This window comes from Streptomyces manipurensis, assembly GCF_049570255.1.
GTDB lineage: Bacteria > Actinomycetota > Actinomycetes > Streptomycetales > Streptomycetaceae > Streptomyces > Streptomyces manipurensis.
In genome coordinates, this window is record NZ_CP186950.1 from 3,976,030 (window position 1) to 3,992,957 (window position 16,928).

Below are 16,928 nucleotides of genomic sequence, written 5' to 3' on the forward strand. Positions count from 1 at the left end.
AGGACAGGTTCAGTCGGCCACCAGGGGCTCGACGAAGCCGGCCCGCCAGCGGGGTGCGGGGTCCTGGCCGGGGCTGGTCCAGTACTCCCTCGCCCCCACGACCTCCCCGTCGCGCACCGTCCACAGGGAGACCGCCCGGTAGACGACGTGGTCCTGGGACATCTCCACCTCCGTGACGACGTGCTCCCCGTCCGTCAGGACCCGCAGCACCTCCACGGGCCGTTCGTCGGAGTAGTCGTCGTCGCTGTTCACGGCGATGAAGTTGGCGCGCCCCACGATGCGTTCACCGCTCACGGGCCATTCGATGACGGCGTCCTCGGCGACCAGCCCGGCCACGCCGTCCCAGTCGCGTGCCCCGATCCGCTCCCACAGTCGTGCCACTACCTCCACCGGCTCCATGTGCCGCAGTGTCGGACAGCGCCGCAATTCGCAACAACCTCTCCTTGCAGGCTTATTGACTTCGACACAATCGGTTGCGCGTCACGCTCTGGTGTAGTCGAGCGCCGGTGCGCCACCGCTCACCGGCTCCCTCCGCAGGGTTCCGTCGGGCCGCAGCAGCAGCCGGCTCCGCACCCCGGGCGTGCAGGTCGGCGGGGCGCCGGAGGTGACGGTCGAGGCGTCGAGCTCCACGGGGCCGGAGGCGCTGAGCAGCGGTGCGGTCCAGGCACAGGTGAACCCGGGGTCCTCGACGGTGAGTGCCATCACCCGCTCGCCGGGCGAGCCCGGGGTGAGGGTGAGCCGCCAGGTCTGGGTGCCCCGGACGGCCTGCCAACTGCCGAGGTACGCGCCGGGCAGCGTGCCGGCCGGGCCGCTCGGGTCCGCCGGGACGGCTGCCACGGACGGGGCGGCCACGCCCGGCGACGAGGTCGGCGACGTGGTCGGCTTGCGCGCGCTGCTCTCGGGAGGCCGGGGATCCTGGGACCCGTTCATCACCGCGTCCACCGTGCCGGCCGAGAGGACGGCGACCACCGCGGCCACCGCCAGCAGCACCGCCGTGGACGCCGTCCGCGAAGGCCCGGCGGTAGATTCCGCTTCCGGTGCGGGGGATACGGAGTACGAGGGCGGTACGGCCGGTGGCTGCGGCGGTGCGGGGCGGTCCGGGCCGGCGTCCTCGCGGTCGAGCAGCCGCACGGCGTGGCGGCCGAGCTGCGCCACCAGAGGCGGTGGAAGCCAGGGCTCCAGGGCCCGTCCGTCGGCCACGGCCTTCGAAGCACCGATCCGTTCCAGCACCTCTTCGGGCTGCGGCCGCGCTCCGGGATCCAGGTCCAGGCAGTCCCGTACGAGGGCGTACAGGTCCGGAGGCAAGCGGGCCAGGTCCCGTTCCGTTTCCGTGCCGCGGAGCAGGAGGGCGGGCGGGCTCCCGGGCTCCGGCACCTCGCCGGAGGGCAGTCGCCCGGTGGCGGCGTACGCGAGGACCGCGCCGAGCCGGAACACGTCGCCCGCGGCGGTCGCCGGCCCACCGCGGAGCTGCTCGGGGGCCGTGAACCCGGGGGACGGGAGGGCGGGCGAGTCGGTGGCGGCGCGGGAGATGCCGAAGTCGACGACGCGCGGGCCGTCGAGGGAGAGCAGCACGTGCGAGGGCCGCAGGGCCCGGTGCACGAGTCCCGCGCGGTGGACGTCCCGCAGGGCGTACGCGAGGCCCGCGGCCAGGACCCGTACGGAGGGGGCCGGCAGCGGGCCGAAGTCGTGGGCCACGACCTGATGCAGGCTCGGCCCGGCGACGTGCGCGGTCGCCACCCAGGGGGCGGCGGTCTCGGTGTCCGCGGCGAGGACCGGTGCGGTCCACGCGCCGCCTGCGCGGCGGACCGCGGCCACCTCCTGGCGGAGGCGGGCGCGGAACTCCTCGCGGGCGCCCAGGCCGTGGTGCACCAGCTTCACCGCGACGGTACGGCCCCGGTCGCCGCGGGCGAGGTAGACCTGGCCCGTGCTGCCCGCCCCGAGACGGGACAACAGGCGGTAGGTGCCTATGCGGTGCGGGTCGTACGGGTGCAGTCGCTCCATGGCCGGGTGATCCCTCCCCCTGCTGCCGAACAGCTCCGCAGGGGAAGACGGGAGGCGTCCCGGGCCGGTTGCCTCCCGGCGGGGTGACGGATCGCGGCCGCCCGCCGGACGCGGGTGCGAGGGCGCCCGGCGGGCGGTGCCGAGGAGCTCCCGGTCCGGCCGGGGACCGTCACCGGGCCCCGTCCGGACCGGCCCGCCCGCCTCAGGCCGCCGGGGTTCCCGTGGGGCCCTCCGGGTGCGGGAGGGTGTCCAGGGCCTCGGCCAGGCGTTCCAGTACGCGGACCGTTTCGGCGAAGGCGCTGTCGCCCAGTTCCGCCGCGAGCCGGGCCGCCATGGCCGCGTGGCCGGGGCCGATGCGGTCCACCGCCGAGCGGCCCTCCTCCGTCGGCCGCAGCAGCTTCGCCCTGCGGTGGGCCGGGTTCGGGACGTACTCCGCGAGGTCCTTCTCCACCAGCAGGTCCGCGATGCGCTGGACGCTCTGCCGGGTGATGCCCATGGTGCGGGCTATCCCCGCGACGGGCAGCGGCTCCCGCAGGACCGCGCCGAGCACCTGCCACCAGGCCGCGGTCAGCCCCGCGGGCCGGGCCAGCTCCTCGGAGAGCGAGAGGAACTGGCCGTTCAGCCGGAACACCCCGAGCGCCGTCCGGCTCAGCAGGTCCTGCCGGATCGCCGGGTCCGGCAGGATCCCGGCGGCCGCCGGGCCGCCGCCGAAACCGGTGCCGGCCGCCGCCCCGTCACCCGCGCCGCCGTCTATCACCAGGCCACCCCCGCCCGCTGCCCCGGCCCGCTCACGCATCGCCCGCCGCCGAGGCCGCCATCAGGACCGGGTAGGCCTCCGGGTCGGAGTCGTGGAAGAGCCCGTACCAGGCGTCGAGGACGTCCGGCTTGTAGACGTCGAGGCGGGCGAAGACCTCGCGGGCGAAGGCGACCGGCTCGGTCGGCCCCGCCGTGATCAGGTCGCCGTCGGTCACCGCGTCGGTCTCGACGTAGTGCGCGGCCCCGCCGTAGCCGGGCTGCTCGGCCAGGTAGAAGGAGACGGCGCTGGTGTGGGCCCGCCCGTCCAGCAGGCCTTCGCGGGCCAGGCCGGCGGTGGCTCCGCAGATCGCCGCGACCGGGACCCCGGCCGCCAGGAATTCCCTCGCCTTCGCCGCGAACGGCGCCAGCGCGTCGCCCTCGTCCCACAGTGCGGCGCCGGTGAGGATCAGCAGTGAGGAGTCCTCGGGTCGCAGGTCGGCGAGGCTCAGGTCAGGCTGGATGCGCAGGCCGCCCATGGTGGTGACGGGTGTGCCGGCGGTGAGGCCGACCGTCCGGACGACGTGGCCGCGCTGGGTGAGGTGAGCGGTCGTGTGGCCCGTCTCCCAGTCCGCGTACGTGTCGTAGACGGCGAGGTGGACGGGCTTGCGCGGGGTCTCGCTCATGGTGCTTCGCCTCCAGCGACGAATCGGGCCGGTCGGCTTTCCGGGGGCCGGGGCCACCCCGTCGGGGACGGGGATTCCACGAAAAGCTCTATGACAAGAGACTGTCATATCGACAGGATGCTGTCAAGGTGGGGACGCGTCGCGCGCGGTGGCGCAGACAGACTGCCGAGACCGGCCCGCCACCCCCATACAGTCCGCCGATATCCCTCCCCACCTGCGCACTTCTAGCGTGTCGACATGACCCCTCATGTCACCCCGCACACCCTCGCCGCCGTGAAGGACGCAGACCGGAAGCATGTCTTCCACTCGTGGTCGGCCCAGGCCCTGATCGACCCGCTCGCCGTGGCGGGGGCCGAGGGCTCGTACTTCTGGGACTACGACGGCAAGCGCTACCTCGACTTCTCCTCCCAGCTGGTGAACACCAACATCGGCCACCAGCACCCCAAGGTCGTCGCCGCGATCCAGGAGCAGGCCGCCCGGCTCTGCACCCTCGCGCCCGGCTTCGCCGTCGACGTGCGCTCCGAGGCCGCGCGCCTCATCGCGGAGCGCACCCCCGGCGACCTGGACAAGATCTTCTTCACCAACGGCGGCGCGGAGGCTGTCGAGAACGCCGTCCGCATGGCCCGTCTGCACACGGGCCGCGCCAAGGTGCTCTCCACCTACCGCTCGTACCACGGGGCCACCGCCGCCGCGATCAACCTGACCGGCGACCCGCGCCGCTGGCCCTCCGACACCGCCGCCGCGGGCGTCGTGCACTTCTGGGGCCCGTACCTCTACCGCTCCGCCTTCCATGCCACCACCGAGGCCGAGGAGTGCGAGCGCGCGCTCGCCCACCTCGCCGACACCATCGCCTTCGAGGGCCCGCAGTCCATCGCCGCGATCATCCTGGAGACCGTGCCCGGCACCGCGGGGATCATGGTCCCGCCCGCCGGCTACCTCGCGGGCGTCCGCGAGCTCTGCGACCGCCACGGCATCGTCTTCATCCTCGACGAGGTCATGGCCGGCTTCGGCCGCACGGGCACGTGGTTCGCCGCCGAGCACTGGGGCGTCACCCCCGACCTGATCACCTTCGCCAAGGGTGTGAACAGCGGCTACGTGCCGCTCGGCGGCGTGGCGATCTCGGGAGCCATCGCCGAGACGTTCGCGACCCGCCCCTACCCGGGCGGCCTGACGTACTCCGGCCACCCCCTGGCCTGTGCGGCCGCCGTCGCCACGATCAACGCGATGGAGGAGGAGGACGTCGTCGGGCACGCCGCCCGCCTCGGCGAGCACGTGCTGGGCCCCGGCCTGGCCGAACTCGCCGAGCGCCACCCCTCGGTCGGCGAGGTCCGCGGCCTCGGCGCCTTCTGGGCCCTGGAGCTCGTACGGGACAAGGAGACGCGCGAGCCGCTCGTCCCGTACAACGCGGCCGGCGAGGCGAACGCGCCGATGGCCGAGTTCGCGGCGGCCTGCAAGGCGTCCGGCCTGTGGCCCTTCGTGAACATGAACCGCACCCACGTGGTCCCGCCGTGCACGGTCACGGAGGCGGAGGCCAAGGAGGGCCTGGCCCTGCTCGACGAGGCGCTGACGGTCGCCGACCGCCACACCACCGCCTGAGCCGCCCGAGCCGCCCGACGGCCCGGACGTCCGCATAACGATCACAAACCGCTCGGTTTCAGCCTCGCTGTCTGGCCGTATGGTGTCCGGAGCTCTACGACAGGAGACGGACCCCTATGCCAGGCAGCGGAGCTGTCACCCGCAACACACTTCGCCAGCAGATCGCGGACGCGCTGCGGGACGAGGTGCTCGCGGGACGCCTGCCGCCGGGGACCGAGTTCACCGTCAAGCAGATCGCCGAGCAGTACGAGGTGTCCGCCACCCCCGTGCGCGAGGCCCTCGTCGACCTCTCCGCGCAGGGGCTGCTCGAACTCGTCCAGCACCGCGGCTTCCGGGTCCGCGTCCTGTCCGTCGACGACTTCCGCGGAATGATCGAGGCCCGCGCCCTCGTCGTCGACGGCCTCTTCCGCAGGCTCGCCGAGTGCGGGGTCGCCCCCGGATCCGGCGAGATGCTGGTTTCCGTGCGCCGCCGCGCCGAGGAGGCGCGGCGGGCCGCCGAGAGCGGTTCGCTGGAGGTGCTGATCGGCTACGACCTGCGCTTCTGGCGGGAGCTGAGCGGTCTGGTCGCCAACTCCTACATCACCGAGTTCCTGCACCGCATCCGCGTGCAGTGCTGGGTGTTCGCCGTCCCGCACCTCCAGCGCGAACCGCAGCTGCGGGACGCCCTGTGGGACGGCCACAGCGAGCTGGTCGACGCCGTGACCCTGGCCGACGCCGAATCGGTCCGCCGCATCGTCCATGGCTGCAACGAGCACGCCCTGGCCTGGGCCGCCCGCCTCTGAGGGGTGGGGGAGCCGCCGAGGTTCTGCGCACCCCTTCGCGGAGGGTGTCCGGCCCACTACCCTGGCCGGATCGGCGGCAACGACTGATCGGAGGCCGTGTGGCCTGTGACCTGTGGCTGGTCCCCCTTGTCGACGTGCTGTGCCACAGCCCCGACAACCCCTTCGCGGAAGAGATCGCCTCGTACGACAAGGTGCTGGGCGCGGCCGGGCTGCCGTCCGTGCCCGTGTTCCCGTACATGCCGGGTCTGAGCGGGGACGTCGCCCCGGTCGCCGGTTTCGACTACGACGCCCTGCATTTCCTGCGGCGGGCGTACCTGCTCCAGATCTGCGGGCTGCCGGTGACCCCGGTGGACGAGCTGGGCGGGGACTACGAGCAGCTGCTGGAGATGTTCGAGCCGACGGCGCAGCAGTCGCACCTGGTGTGGCACTACGACCATGCGGGGGCCTACGTCCCGGTGGACTTCCCGGCGCCGCTGGCGAACGAGGAGCTGCTGGCCGGCGGCGGGCCGCTGGGGTCCGCCCAGGGGCTGCTGCGGGAGCTGGTGTTCGTCGCCCCGACCATCGGGATAGACCCGGGGAACCCGCCCGCGGCCCCTGCGCCGCCGGGGCGGCCCACCTCGCTGGAGGAGTCCGCGGGGCCCATTCCGCACGACGACAGCCCCTTCGCGCGGGAGCGGCACGTGTGGCTCGGGCTGCACGCCGCGGCCACGCGGAGCCTGGGCCAGGGATCGATGATCATCTTCAGCTGACGGGCCGCGGACGCCCCGGCCCGCCCCCGTCGGCAGGCCGGGACGCGCCGCTCAGCGGGGCTGCTCCGGAGGGCGCTGGCGGGGCATGTTCGGGCGGGTGCCCGGCGGCATCGGGAAGCGGGCCGGCGGGACGTACGCGTCCGGCCGCGCCGCGGAGGCACCCAGCGACTGCATCACCAGCGGCGCCGGCCCGGCGCGGAACTCCACCATCCAGTCCGCCGTCTCGGACCGCACCAGCTCCGTGATGTCCTCCGAGAAGCGGCGCAGCACCGTCAGGCAGCGTTCGGCGGCCTCGCTGGCGGTGCCCTCGGTGGGGCCGAGCACCTCGCGCACGTTCTCCGAGGCCCAGTCGAACTGCAGCGTCTGGAGCCGCCTCTGCACCGCCTGCGCCGTCGCCACGTCGCGCATCCACCCGGACGTCAGCCCGAAGAAGCGGTCGCAGGCCAGCGCCGCCGCGCCCAGCAGCAGCGCCAGGTAGCCGTACGTGGACCCGCCCGGCGCCGAGCCCGTCAGCTCCAGCACCGGCATCGCGGCGCCCGTGACGGCCCCCAGGGCGGCGCCGACGCGCAGGATGCGGGCCCCGCGGCGCTTCCACGCCCGGTCGGACAGGTACCACTCGGCGGTGCGCAGGGCGTCCGCCTCGACCCGCCGGTAGAGCTCGTCGAGCCGCTCGGCGGGCTCGCCCCAGTCGCCGAGGGGGAACGGCCGGCCGGTCAGATCCCCCGCCGCCATCGGTACGCCGCCTTCCTCCCGGGCATCCCGGGGGTCCCGGGCCGGCCCCTCGGGCTGCATCTCCGGCTGGCTCACCCGGCACTCCCTCTGCCTGCGCTGACGTGTGGTGGTGCGCGTGTGCGCAATGATGCGCATGCCCTTCCTACCTTCGAATGACGGGCGATGGACAACGAATCCCGCCTTTTCCGCTCGCAAGGAGGGCTCCATCAGGTACGCGCACGCCCCGCCTCTCACTCGAAAGAGTTGGTCCTCTCGGCGTAGGGCGCGGCGCCCGGGGAGCACGTAGGCTCGGATTGACCAAGCGTTCCGAAGGTCGCGGAGATCGCGCCGGACTTCCAGGGCCGGCGGGCTCCGGACCGCGACGGCATCGACACAGGAGTGAGTGCCCAGTGATTCCCGGTGGTGGCCAGCCCAACATGCAGCAGCTGCTCCAGCAGGCCCAGAAGATGCAGCAGGATCTCGCGGCCGCGCAGGAGGAGCTGGCGCGGACCGAGGTCGAGGGGCAGGCGGGCGGCGGCCTGGTCAGGGCGACCGTCACCGGCTCCGGAGACCTGCGCGCCCTGGTGATCGACCCGAAGGCCGTGGACCCCGAGGACACGGAGACCCTCGCCGACCTCGTGGTGGCGGCCGTCCAGGCCGCCAACGAGAATGCCCAGGCGCTCCAGCAGCAGAAGCTGGGCCCCCTCGCCCAGGGCCTGGGCGGCGGCAGCGGAATTCCCGGCCTGCCGTTCTAGTGCGCGCGCGGGTGCGTGCGTACGCTTCCGCGCACGCACGCGGTTCCCGCCGCACCCGATCCCCATCCGACGAAAGAAGGCAGTCCGTTGTACGAAGGCGTGGTCCAGGACCTGATCGACGAACTGGGCAGGCTGCCCGGCGTCGGGCCCAAGAGCGCGCAGCGGATCGCCTTCCACATCCTGCAGGCCGAGCCCACCGACGTCCGGCGGCTCGCCCACGCGCTGCTGGAGGTCAAGGACAAGGTCCGCTTCTGCGCCGTGTGCGGGAACGTGGCGCAGGAGGAGCGGTGCGGCATCTGCCGCGACCCGCGCCGGGACGCCGCGGTCATCTGTGTCGTCGAGGAACCGAAGGACGTCGTCGCGATCGAGCGCACCCGCGAGTTCCGGGGGAAGTACCACGTCCTCGGCGGTGCGATCAGTCCGATCGAGGGCGTCGGCCCGGACGACCTGCGCATCCGCGAGCTGCTCGCACGCCTGGCGGACGGCGAGGTGACCGAGCTGATCCTCGCCACCGACCCGAACCTGGAGGGCGAGGCCACCGCCACCTACCTCGCCCGCATGATCAAGCCCATGGGCCTGAAGGTCACCCGCCTGGCCAGCGGGCTCCCCGTCGGGGGAGATCTGGAGTACGCGGACGAGGTCACGCTGGGGCGGGCCTTTGAAGGAAGGCGACTTCTCGATGTCTGACGCAACGCTGCACGCTCTCGGCCAGGATCCGGACGACTTCGCCGCCTCGATCGCGGACCAGATCGAGTCGTTCATCGTCGCGGTCACCGAGGTGGCCAAGGGAGAGGACCCGGACAGCGCGGTGCCCTTCCTCCTCCTGGAGGTGTCCCAGCTGCTGCTCGCGGGCGGCCGGCTGGGCGCGTACCAGGACGTGCTGCCCGACGAGCGTTACGAGCCGGACCTCGGCCCGGAGCCGGACGTCGACGAGCTGCGCGAGCGCTTCGCGATCATGCTGGAGCCGGTCGACGTCTACTCCGAGGTCTTCGACCCCTACGAGCCGCGCAAGGCCCCGGTGGCGCACCGGATCTCCGACGACCTGGCGGACGTCGTCGCCGACCTGCGGCACGGGCTCATCCACCACCAGGCCGGCCGGGTCACCGAGGCGCTGTGGTGGTGGCAGTTCTCGTACTTCACCAACTGGGGTCCGACGGCCTCGGCGACCCTGCGGGCCCTCCAGTCGCTGATCTCGCACGTGCGCCTGGACCAGCCGCTGGCCGCCCTGGACGGCCTCGACACGGACGAGGACCTGACCGAGGAGGACCTCGCGGAGCAGGCCGGACAGGTGATGGCGCAGGAGCTCGGAGGTCTCGGCCGCGCCTGAGCGCGCCCGCCGAGGGAACCCGGGATCTCATCTTTTCGTCTCATGATGTGGCACGAGGCGGTCGGATCCCGGTCGCTCGTTAGACTGCACCCGCAATGAGACGGACTGAGCGAGGAGCGCACGTGGGCCTTGTCGTGCAGAAGTACGGAGGCTCCTCCGTAGCCGATGCCGAGGGCATCAAGCGCGTCGCCAAGCGGATCGTGGACGCCAAGAAGAACGGCCACCAAGTGGTCGTCGTGGTGTCCGCGATGGGCGACACGACGGACGAGCTGATCGATCTCGCCGAGCAGGTTTCCCCGATGCCTGCCGGGCGCGAATTCGACATGCTGCTGACCGCCGGAGAGCGGATCTCCATGGCCCTGCTGGCCATGGCGATCAAAAACCTGGGCCACGAGGCCCAGTCGTTCACCGGCAGCCAGGCAGGCGTCATCACCGACTCGGTCCACAACAAAGCGCGCATCATCGATGTCACGCCGGGCCGAATCCGCACCGCGCTGGACGAGGGCAACATCGCCATCGTCGCGGGCTTCCAGGGGGTGTCCGCGGACTCCAAGGACATCACCACCCTCGGCCGAGGCGGCTCGGACACCACCGCCGTGGCGCTCGCCGCGGCGCTGGACGCCGAGGTCTGCGAGATCTACACCGACGTCGACGGCGTCTTCACCGCGGACCCCCGCGTCGTGAAGAAGGCCCGTAAGATCGACTGGATCTCCTCCGAGGACATGCTGGAACTGGCGGCTTCCGGCTCCAAGGTGCTGCTGCACCGCTGTGTCGAGTACGCACGCCGATACAACATCCCGATCCACGTCCGCTCGTCCTTCTCGGGACTGCCGGGCACCTGGGTCAGCAACGAGAATCCGCAAGGGGACCAGCAGGTGGAGCACGCCATCATCTCCGGAGTCGCCCACGACGTCTCCGAAGCAAAGATCACGGTCGTCGGCGTCCCGGACAAGCCGGGCGAGGCCGCGGCGATCTTCCGCGCCATCGCGGACGCCGAGATCAACATCGACATGATCGTGCAGAACGTCTCCGCGGCCTCCACGGGCCTCACCGACATCTCCTTCACCCTCCCCAAGGCCGAGGGCCACAAGGCCATCGACGCCCTGGAGAAGGCGAAGGGCGCGATCGGCTTCGACTCCCTGCGCTACGACGACCAGATCGGCAAGATCTCCCTGGTCGGCGCCGGCATGAAGACGAACCCGGGCGTCACCGCCTCCTTCTTCCAGGCCCTGTCCGACGCGGGCGTCAACATCGAGCTGATCTCCACCTCGGAGATCCGCATCTCGGTCGTGACCCGCCAGGACGACGTCAACGAAGCGGTCCGCGCCGTGCACACGGCCTTCGGCCTCGACTCCGACAGCGACGAGGCCGTCGTCTACGGAGGCACCGGACGATGACGCCCGCCCGGTCGACCCCGGCTCCGGCACTCGCCGTCGTCGGGGCGACCGGGGCGGTCGGTTCGGTCCTGCTCCGGATGCTGTCCGAGCGGGCCGACGTCTGGGGCGACATCCGCCTGATCGCCTCCGCGCGCTCGGCCGGCCGCATGCTGGCCGTGCGCGCGCAGGAGTGCGAGGTGCTCGCGCTCACCGAGGACGCCTTCGACGGCCTCGGGCCGGGCGACGTCGCGCTCTTCCTCACCCCGGCGGAGGTCTCCGCCCGATGGGCCCCCGTCGTCACCGCGCGCGGCGCGGTCGTCGTCGACCAGTCGGCCGCCTTCCGGGAGGACCCCGGGGTGCCGCTGGTGGTGCCCGAGATCAACGCCCACGCCGTACGGAACCGGCCGCGCGGGATCGTCGCCGCCCCGGACACCGTCACCGCGGCCATGATCACCTCGCTCGGCGCGCTGCACGCCGAGTACGGCCTGACCGAGCTGGCCGTCTCCACGTACCAGGCGGCGAGCGCCGCCGGACGGGCCGGCTCCGAGACCCTGCGCCGCCAACTGTCGCTGGTCGCCGGGACCTCGCTGGGCGAGCAGCCCGGCGACGTCCGCCGCGCCGTCGGCGAGGACACGGGCCCCTTCGCGGGCCCGCTCGCCCTCAACGTCGTGCCCTGGTGCGGAGAGCTGCGCGAGGACGGCTGGTCCTCGCAGGAGCTGGCCGTACGGGCGCAGACCCGCCGCATCCTGCAACTGGAGCGGCTCCCGGTCTCGGTGACCTGCGTGCAGGTGCCGGTGCTGACGGGGGAGTCCCTGACCGTACGGGCCCGTTTTGCGAATCCCGTGAAGGCCGCGCAGGCCCGCGAGGTCCTGGAGGCCGCGCCCGGCGTGGTGCTCGTGGACGACCCGGCGGCGGGCGAGTTCCCCACCCCGGTGGACGCCGCGGGAACGGATCCTGCCTGGGTGGGACGGGTGCGGGCCTCCCTGGACGACCCGTACGCGCTGGAGTTCTTCGTGTGCGCCGACAACCTGCGCAAGGGTGCCGCTCTGAATGCCACGCAGATCGCGGAACTGATCGCAGGTGAAACTGCGTAATTCGCTTTGTAGGATCGGTGCCGATCCCTTGATCAAGGTGATGGCCCGAATGCCGTCTCGACAGGACGGGGCAATCGGGAAGAGCGGGTACGCATGAGCGCAAGAGGGATTCTGCATGGGGGGCTGCCGCACGCGTACAACCCTGACGGGGGGACGCGTGTCCTACAGGCGTGGCAGAGGCACTCCTCGAACTCGCCGTCCCACCGGTGCGCACCGGGACCATCCCGTCGCAGCGGGGCTTCCGTGCGTCCGGCGGCGGTCTTCCCGTGATCGTTCCGGTCCCCCCGCCGACGGAGCCCACGCGGGCGCCCGCGCGGCCCGCCGTACCGATCCGGAGCGGCCTCGTGCCCGCGCAGCGCGACGGCGCTGAGGCGGACGGGAGCGGCACGGACGAGACGTCCGGGGCGGCCGGAACGCCGCCCGGCGCGGAGGCGGTGTCCGAGGCCTCCGTGGAAGCGCCGCCCGAGGCCGACGCGCAGGCGGCCGCCGAGACCGCCGTCGAGACCGTCGCGGAGGCAGCCACCGAGGCCGCTGTCGCGGCGGCGCCCGAGCTCGTCGCCGAGGCGGTGCCGGACGCCGTGCCCGAGGTCGTCGCCGGCACCACCGTCGACCACCTCACGGCGACCTACCAGGCCCACTACCGCTCGCTCCTCGGCCTGGCGGCCCTGCTCCTGGACGACACCGCCTCCTGCGAGGACGTGGTCCAGGAAGCCTTCATCCGCGTGCACTCGGCCCGCAACCGGGTCCGGGACCGCGAGAAGACCCTGGCCTACCTGCGTCAGACCGTCGTCAACCTCTCCCGGTCGGCCCTGCGCCGGCGCATCCTCGGCCTCAAGCTGCTGTCGAAGCCGATGCCCGACATGGCCAGCGCCGAAGAGGGCGCGTACGACCAGCTGGAGCGCGACGACCTGATCAAGGCGATGCGGGGGCTCCAGCGCCGCCAGCGCGAGGTGCTGGTGCTGCGCTACTTCGCGGACATGACGGAATCCCAGGTCGCGGAGACGCTCGGAATATCGCTCGGCTCGGTCAAGGCGTACGGATCGCGGGGCATTGCCGCGCTGAGGGTGGCGATGGAGGCTGCGCAGTCATGAGGGACCAGACCACACCGTCCGCCGGAGCCGGCGGCGAGGACGAACTGCGCATCCTCCTGCGCGGGGCCGTGGAGGGCCTGGAGCCTTCCGAGGGTGCGCTGGAGCGGCTGCGCTGCGCCGTCCCCGCGCGCCGGGCCCGCAGGCGCCGGGCCCTGATCGGCGCCGCCGCGGCGGTGCTGATCGCCGGCGGGGCCGTCCCGGCCGGCCTGCACCTGGCGGACGGCGGGGACCCGGACGCGGACCGTCCGGCGATGGCCGGGCACGGCACGCACGCCGGTGACGAGGCCGGCCCCGGCTCCTCGGACCCGCACCAGAACGGATTCGGGGCCTACCCCAAGGCCACCGGCTCCCCGGCGCCTCCGACGGCGGGAGGCGCCACCGGGCAGCCGGACACCCCGCCGGGCGGACTCCCGAGCGGCGGCCTGACCGTCGGCCCGTCGGCCGGCATCCCCGGCACCTCCGCCGCCACCGGCGGCTCCGTGGTGGGGCCCCTGCCGCCCGTGGCCGCGCCGGGCGTGCCCGGGTGCGGGGCAGAACAGCTCGGAGTGGTGGGCTTCGCCCGCGCTCCCGAGACCGACGGCAAGGTGTACGGGGGCTTCCGGGTCACCAACGTCTCGGGCCAGGGCTGCGCCGTGGCCGGCCGGGACGCCGTCACCGCCGCCTCCGCGTCGAGCGCGTCGCTGGCCCCGGGCCCGTCCGTGGCCGTGGTCGGCCACACGAGCGGGGACCCCGCGAGCGGACTGCTCGGCGACACCTCCTCCGAGTCCCCGGTGGTGGTCCTCCCGCCGAACAAGTCCTACGAGGTCCGCTTCGCCTGGGTGCCGCCGGGCGAGCCGTGCACGGCGGCCGCCGACACCGGCGGCAAGCCTCCGCAGAACGGGTCCGAGGGGACCTCGGGAGCCCTGGGCAGCGGGGTGGCCTCCGACCCGCAGAGCGGGGCCGGTCCGGCGCCCACGAACGTCGAGGTGTCCCACACGCCCCAGACCGCGGGCGGGCCGACCACCCGGGCGACGATCCTCGACGCGTGCGGGGGAACGGTCTACCGGACGGGCGCGATCCCGCTCGCCGACTGATCGTCCTGCGGGGCGGGGGCCTCCAGCAGCCCCGCCTCGGCGTCGCGCAGGGTCTCCACCTCGCGGCGGTAGAGCCGGAACCACATGAAGAGCACGAAGGCGGCGAAGACGAACCACTCGCCGGTGTAGCCGAGGTTCTGGAAGGCCTTCAGGTCGAGCCCTGTGTTGCTCGGCGCCTGGGCGGGGACGGGCTTCATCCCGTCGGCCGGGGTCTGGACGGTCAGCCAGGCGTCGTACAGGTCGTACGGGACCAGGTTGACCAGCGAGGCCGCGCCGATCATCCCGAGCTGACCCGCGGGCAGCCCGCCCTGGGAGTGGACCCCCTTCGTGCCCGAGTTCTCGGAGGACTGCAGGGCCCCCGTGACCTCGACCCGGCCCGTCGGCGGTGCCGGGGCCTTCGCGGGGTCCGCCGGGCCCGGCAGCCAGCCCCGGACCACGGGGACGACCTTGCCGGAGTCGGTCTTCAGCAGGGTCAGCACGTAGAAACCGGACGCGCCGTCGAGCCGCCGCTCGGGCACCAGCATCTGCTCGGCGTACTCGCCGGCCGTGGAGGCGAGCCGTCCGGAGGTCCTCTTGTCGACCGGGAGCAGCGCGTCCAGCGGCTCGGCCGCCAGGTCGGCGGGCCGTTCGGCCTTCGCCTCCCGGTGGGTGTCGACACGGTCCTCGAACCGGCCGAGCTGCCAGGTCCCCATGAACAGGCAGAAGGGGACGCCGAGCACGACGAAGACGTTGATCCCCCACCACCGCGGGGTCAGGAGAAACCGGTGCACCCCACCACCGTACGGGGGGTGCACCGGGCGACGTCTCTTGGGGCGTCCTTTACCTCCGGCCGGTCAGCGCGGCAGGTGCTTCAGGGCGAACTCCAGCTCCATCCTGACCTGCTTGATCCGTTCCTCCACCACCAGCGAACCGTGCCCCGCGTCATAGCGGTACACCTCGTGCACGGCGCCGCGCGCGGCGAGCCGGTCCACATAGTTGTCGATCTGCCGGATCGGGCAGCGCGGGTCGTTGACGCCCGCCGCGATGTGGACGGGTGCCGTCACCCGGTCCACGTGGGTCAGCGGCGAGGACGCCTCGAAGCGCTCGGGAACCTCCTCGGGAGTACCGCCGAAGAGGGTCCGGTCCAGCGCCTTCAGGGCCTCCATCTCGTCGTGGTAGGCCGTCACGTAGTCGGCGACCGGCACGGCCGCCAGGCCCACCGCCCAGGCCTCAGGCTGCGTGCCCAGGCCCAGCAGGGTCAGGTAGCCGCCCCAGGATCCGCCCGACAGCACCAGGCGCGCCGGGTCGGCGACGCCCGAGGACACCGCCCACTCGCGGACCGCCGCGATGTCCTCCAGCTCGATCAGGCCGACCCGGTGCTTCAGGGCGTCCGTCCACGCGCGGCCGTACCCGGTCGAGCCGCGGTAGTTGACCCGCACCACGGCGAAACCGTGGTCCAGCCAGGCCGCCGGGGCCGCCGCGAAGGCGTCGCTGTCGTGCCAGGTCGGCCCGCCGTGGATCTCGAAGACCGTCGGGAAGGGGCCGGCGCCGTGGCCCACCGGGCGCTGCACGAGCGCGTGGATCCGGCCGCCCGGACCCTCCACCCAGGCGTCCTCCACCGGCACGGAGCCCGGGGGCCGCAGGCCCGGCGGGTCCAGGACGATCCCGCCCGCGGTGGACCGTACGGTGGCGGGCTCGGCGGCCGAGGACCACAGGTACTCCACGGTCCCGTCGGGGCGCGCCGTGGCCCCCGACACCGACCCCGGGGGCGTGTCCACGCGGACGAGCTCCCGCGCGGCCAGGTCGTAGCGCCACAGCTCGCTGCGGGCCTCGAAGCTGTGCGCGAGCAGCAGCGCGGAGCCGTCCGGATACCACTCGGCGCTCACGTCGCCGGGCAGGTCGATCGCGAGCTCCTCCTCGGTGCCGGCCACCACGTCCCACACCAGGGGCTCCCAGCGGCCGCGCCGCTGGTGGCCGATCAGCAGCCGGGTGTCGCCCTCGACCGGGGCGAAGCCCAGCACCTCCAGGCCCAGCTCCTCGGTCCCGCCGCGCGAGTCGTCCAGGTCGGCGACCGCGGTGCCGTCGAGGGTGAGGACGCGCAGCGCGGAGTGCATCGCGTCGCCGTGCTCGGTGTGCTCGATCGCCACCAGGGTGCCGTCGCGGGACAGGTCGCCGACGCCCGCCGACTCCCGGTGCCGGTAGATCACGGTCGGCGCGGAGCCGTCCGGGCGGACCACGTGCACCGTCGAGCCGTCCTCGTCGGTGGAGCGGCCGACGACCGCGGTGCCGTCGCGCCCGATGGCGAGCCCGGCCGGGTACGAGGGCTCCAGGCCCGGGGTGGCCGGCTCGTCGGGGCCGCCCGCGAAGGGCTGGCGCACCCAGGTGCCGAACTCGTCGCCGTCGGTGTCCGAGAACCACCAGATCCACTCGCCGTCGGGGGAGAGGGTGCCGTCGGTGGTGCCGTTGGGACGGTCGGTCGCCTGCCGCTGCGTGCCGGTGGCGCGGTCCCAGGCGTAGATCTCGAAGGTCCCGGTCGCGTTGGAGACGAAGAGCGAACGGTCCGGGGCGTCCTCGGCCCAGTCGGGCAGCCCGACGCGGGGCGCCCTGAACCGCTTCTCCCAGTCGGGCATCCCGTCGGTGGTGGTCTCGCTGTCGCTGGTCATGCGCCCATTGTTGCCGCAGCGGCCGCCGGGATGCCGACTGCTCCGAACGGGCGCACAGTGGAAGCCGTAGCCCAAGGAGGACGATCATGGCCAGGAAGGCCCGCACCGGCCACCACCGGCACCAGGACTCCGAACGCGCCCTGGCGAAGAACACGGCTGCCGAGGCCCGCGCCAAGGCCGCCGTCAAGGACATCCACTCGATCTCCGCGAAGACGCGCGGCATGCAGCAGAAGGCCCAGGCCAAGCGCGGCTGACGCGCGGACGTCGGGGCCGTCCGGAGGGCCGCGCGGCGCCCGCCGGACGTACGCTGGCG

Annotated in this window: 18 protein-coding genes; 11 read left to right on the plus strand and 7 right to left on the minus strand. The window is 73.3% G+C overall.

Features of this window, described 5'->3' with window-relative positions; genetic code table 11:
* Positions 1-9: 9 nt before the first annotated feature.
* The 4 genes from ACPU2J_RS18430 to ACPU2J_RS18445 all read right to left on the minus strand — a co-directional run bounded on the left by ACPU2J_RS18430 (position 10) and on the right by ACPU2J_RS18445 (position 3,419).
* Positions 10-399 carry a nuclear transport factor 2 family protein gene (locus ACPU2J_RS18430; protein WP_361593543.1) on the minus strand — a complete coding sequence of 130 codons (390 nt, stop codon included), beginning with the start codon at positions 397-399 and terminating at the stop codon, positions 10-12.
* Positions 400-480: 81 nt separating this feature from the next.
* Positions 481-2,001, minus strand: coding sequence for a serine/threonine-protein kinase (locus ACPU2J_RS18435; protein ID WP_420080089.1), 1,521 nt, complete (start codon positions 1,999-2,001; stop codon positions 481-483).
* A 202-nt stretch (positions 2,002-2,203) separates the two neighbouring features.
* Positions 2,204-2,683: a MarR family winged helix-turn-helix transcriptional regulator gene (locus ACPU2J_RS18440; protein WP_420082387.1), complete on the minus strand. Its 480-nt coding sequence runs from the start codon at positions 2,681-2,683 to the stop codon at positions 2,204-2,206.
* A 106-nt stretch (positions 2,684-2,789) separates the two neighbouring features.
* Positions 2,790-3,419, minus strand: a complete 630-nt coding sequence (locus tag ACPU2J_RS18445; RefSeq protein ID WP_365076127.1) for a type 1 glutamine amidotransferase family protein — start codon at positions 3,417-3,419, stop codon at positions 2,790-2,792.
* 237 nt (positions 3,420-3,656) lie between these two features.
* Here ACPU2J_RS18445 and ACPU2J_RS18450 point away from each other — a divergent pair, with 237 nt between their 5' ends.
* The 3 genes from ACPU2J_RS18450 to ACPU2J_RS18460 all read left to right on the plus strand — a co-directional run bounded on the left by ACPU2J_RS18450 (position 3,657) and on the right by ACPU2J_RS18460 (position 6,546).
* Positions 3,657-5,015, plus strand: a complete 1,359-nt coding sequence (locus tag ACPU2J_RS18450) for an aspartate aminotransferase family protein (protein WP_365076124.1) — start codon at positions 3,657-3,659, stop codon at positions 5,013-5,015.
* A 116-nt stretch (positions 5,016-5,131) separates the two neighbouring features.
* Entirely contained in the window at positions 5,132-5,797 is a 666-nt protein-coding gene (locus ACPU2J_RS18455; protein ID WP_423833644.1) for a GntR family transcriptional regulator, read from the plus strand.
* Positions 5,798-5,895: 98 nt separating this feature from the next.
* Positions 5,896-6,546, plus strand: a complete 651-nt coding sequence (locus ACPU2J_RS18460; RefSeq protein ID WP_361593531.1) for a hypothetical protein — start codon at positions 5,896-5,898, stop codon at positions 6,544-6,546.
* Positions 6,547-6,597: 51 nt separating this feature from the next.
* Here ACPU2J_RS18460 and ACPU2J_RS18465 read toward each other — a convergent pair whose 3' ends face one another.
* A complete protein-coding gene (locus tag ACPU2J_RS18465; RefSeq protein WP_361593529.1) occupies positions 6,598-7,353 on the minus strand; it encodes an SLATT domain-containing protein in 756 nt (251 codons plus the stop codon).
* 314 nt (positions 7,354-7,667) lie between these two features.
* Here ACPU2J_RS18465 and ACPU2J_RS18470 point away from each other — a divergent pair, with 314 nt between their 5' ends.
* From ACPU2J_RS18470 to ACPU2J_RS18500, 7 genes are all read left to right on the plus strand, one after another.
* Positions 7,668-8,012 carry a YbaB/EbfC family nucleoid-associated protein gene (locus ACPU2J_RS18470; RefSeq protein ID WP_361593527.1) on the plus strand — a complete coding sequence of 115 codons (345 nt, stop codon included), beginning with the start codon at positions 7,668-7,670 and terminating at the stop codon, positions 8,010-8,012.
* An 87-nt stretch (positions 8,013-8,099) separates the two neighbouring features.
* Positions 8,100-8,699: a recombination mediator RecR gene (gene recR, locus ACPU2J_RS18475; RefSeq protein WP_361593525.1), complete on the plus strand. Its 600-nt coding sequence runs from the start codon at positions 8,100-8,102 to the stop codon at positions 8,697-8,699.
* A complete protein-coding gene (locus tag ACPU2J_RS18480; protein WP_361593523.1) occupies positions 8,692-9,339 on the plus strand; it encodes a DUF5063 domain-containing protein in 648 nt (215 codons plus the stop codon). The genes recR and ACPU2J_RS18480 overlap by 8 nt, the downstream gene beginning before the upstream one ends.
* Positions 9,340-9,461: 122 nt before the next feature.
* Complete coding sequence (locus ACPU2J_RS18485) at positions 9,462-10,736, plus strand: aspartate kinase (protein WP_361593521.1); 1,275 nt, start codon at positions 9,462-9,464, stop codon at positions 10,734-10,736.
* Entirely contained in the window at positions 10,733-11,809 is a 1,077-nt protein-coding gene (locus ACPU2J_RS18490; RefSeq protein ID WP_365076113.1) for an aspartate-semialdehyde dehydrogenase, read from the plus strand. The genes ACPU2J_RS18485 and ACPU2J_RS18490 overlap by 4 nt, the downstream gene beginning before the upstream one ends.
* A 566-nt stretch (positions 11,810-12,375) precedes the next feature.
* Positions 12,376-12,900, plus strand: coding sequence for a SigE family RNA polymerase sigma factor (locus ACPU2J_RS18495; RefSeq protein WP_361593649.1), 525 nt, complete (start codon positions 12,376-12,378; stop codon positions 12,898-12,900).
* Complete coding sequence (locus ACPU2J_RS18500; protein WP_423833645.1) at positions 12,897-13,973, plus strand: hypothetical protein; 1,077 nt, start codon at positions 12,897-12,899, stop codon at positions 13,971-13,973. Before ACPU2J_RS18495 ends, ACPU2J_RS18500 begins: the two co-directional genes overlap by 4 nt.
* Here ACPU2J_RS18500 and ACPU2J_RS18505 read toward each other — a convergent pair.
* The gene (locus ACPU2J_RS18505) at positions 13,940-14,743 is read right to left on the minus strand and encodes an SURF1 family protein (protein ID WP_423833646.1); all 804 of its coding nucleotides are present in this window, start codon (positions 14,741-14,743) and stop codon (positions 13,940-13,942) included. The two genes, ACPU2J_RS18500 and ACPU2J_RS18505, sit on opposite strands and share 34 nt — an antisense overlap.
* A gap of 63 nt (positions 14,744-14,806) precedes the next feature.
* Positions 14,807-16,615 carry a prolyl oligopeptidase family serine peptidase gene (locus tag ACPU2J_RS18510; RefSeq protein WP_423833647.1) on the minus strand — a complete coding sequence of 603 codons (1,809 nt, stop codon included), beginning with the start codon at positions 16,613-16,615 and terminating at the stop codon, positions 14,807-14,809.
* A gap of 86 nt (positions 16,616-16,701) precedes the next feature.
* Here ACPU2J_RS18510 and ACPU2J_RS18515 point away from each other — a divergent pair, with 86 nt between their 5' ends.
* On the plus strand, positions 16,702-16,869 hold the full coding sequence (locus ACPU2J_RS18515) for a hypothetical protein (RefSeq protein ID WP_420080082.1): 168 nt from the start codon (positions 16,702-16,704) through the stop codon (positions 16,867-16,869).
* Positions 16,870-16,928 lie beyond the last annotated feature (59 nt).

Coding starts and splice junctions, on each gene's coding strand:
- ACPU2J_RS18435 (WP_420080089.1), bottom strand. CDS start 2,001: ATGGAGCGACTGCACCCGTACGACCCGCACCGCATAGGCACCTACCGC.
- ACPU2J_RS18510 (WP_423833647.1), bottom strand. CDS start 16,615: ATGACCAGCGACAGCGAGACCACCACCGACGGGATGCCCGACTGGGAG.
- ACPU2J_RS18515 (WP_420080082.1), top strand. CDS start 16,702: ATGGCCAGGAAGGCCCGCACCGGCCACCACCGGCACCAGGACTCCGAA.
- ACPU2J_RS18445 (WP_365076127.1), bottom strand. CDS start 3,419: ATGAGCGAGACCCCGCGCAAGCCCGTCCACCTCGCCGTCTACGACACG.
- ACPU2J_RS18455 (WP_423833644.1), top strand. CDS start 5,132: ATGCCAGGCAGCGGAGCTGTCACCCGCAACACACTTCGCCAGCAGATC.
- ACPU2J_RS18490 (WP_365076113.1), top strand. CDS start 10,733: ATGACGCCCGCCCGGTCGACCCCGGCTCCGGCACTCGCCGTCGTCGGG.
- ACPU2J_RS18480 (WP_361593523.1), top strand. CDS start 8,692: ATGTCTGACGCAACGCTGCACGCTCTCGGCCAGGATCCGGACGACTTC.
- ACPU2J_RS18430 (WP_361593543.1), bottom strand. CDS start 399: ATGGAGCCGGTGGAGGTAGTGGCACGACTGTGGGAGCGGATCGGGGCA.
- ACPU2J_RS18500 (WP_423833645.1), top strand. CDS start 12,897: ATGAGGGACCAGACCACACCGTCCGCCGGAGCCGGCGGCGAGGACGAA.
- ACPU2J_RS18450 (WP_365076124.1), top strand. CDS start 3,657: ATGACCCCTCATGTCACCCCGCACACCCTCGCCGCCGTGAAGGACGCA.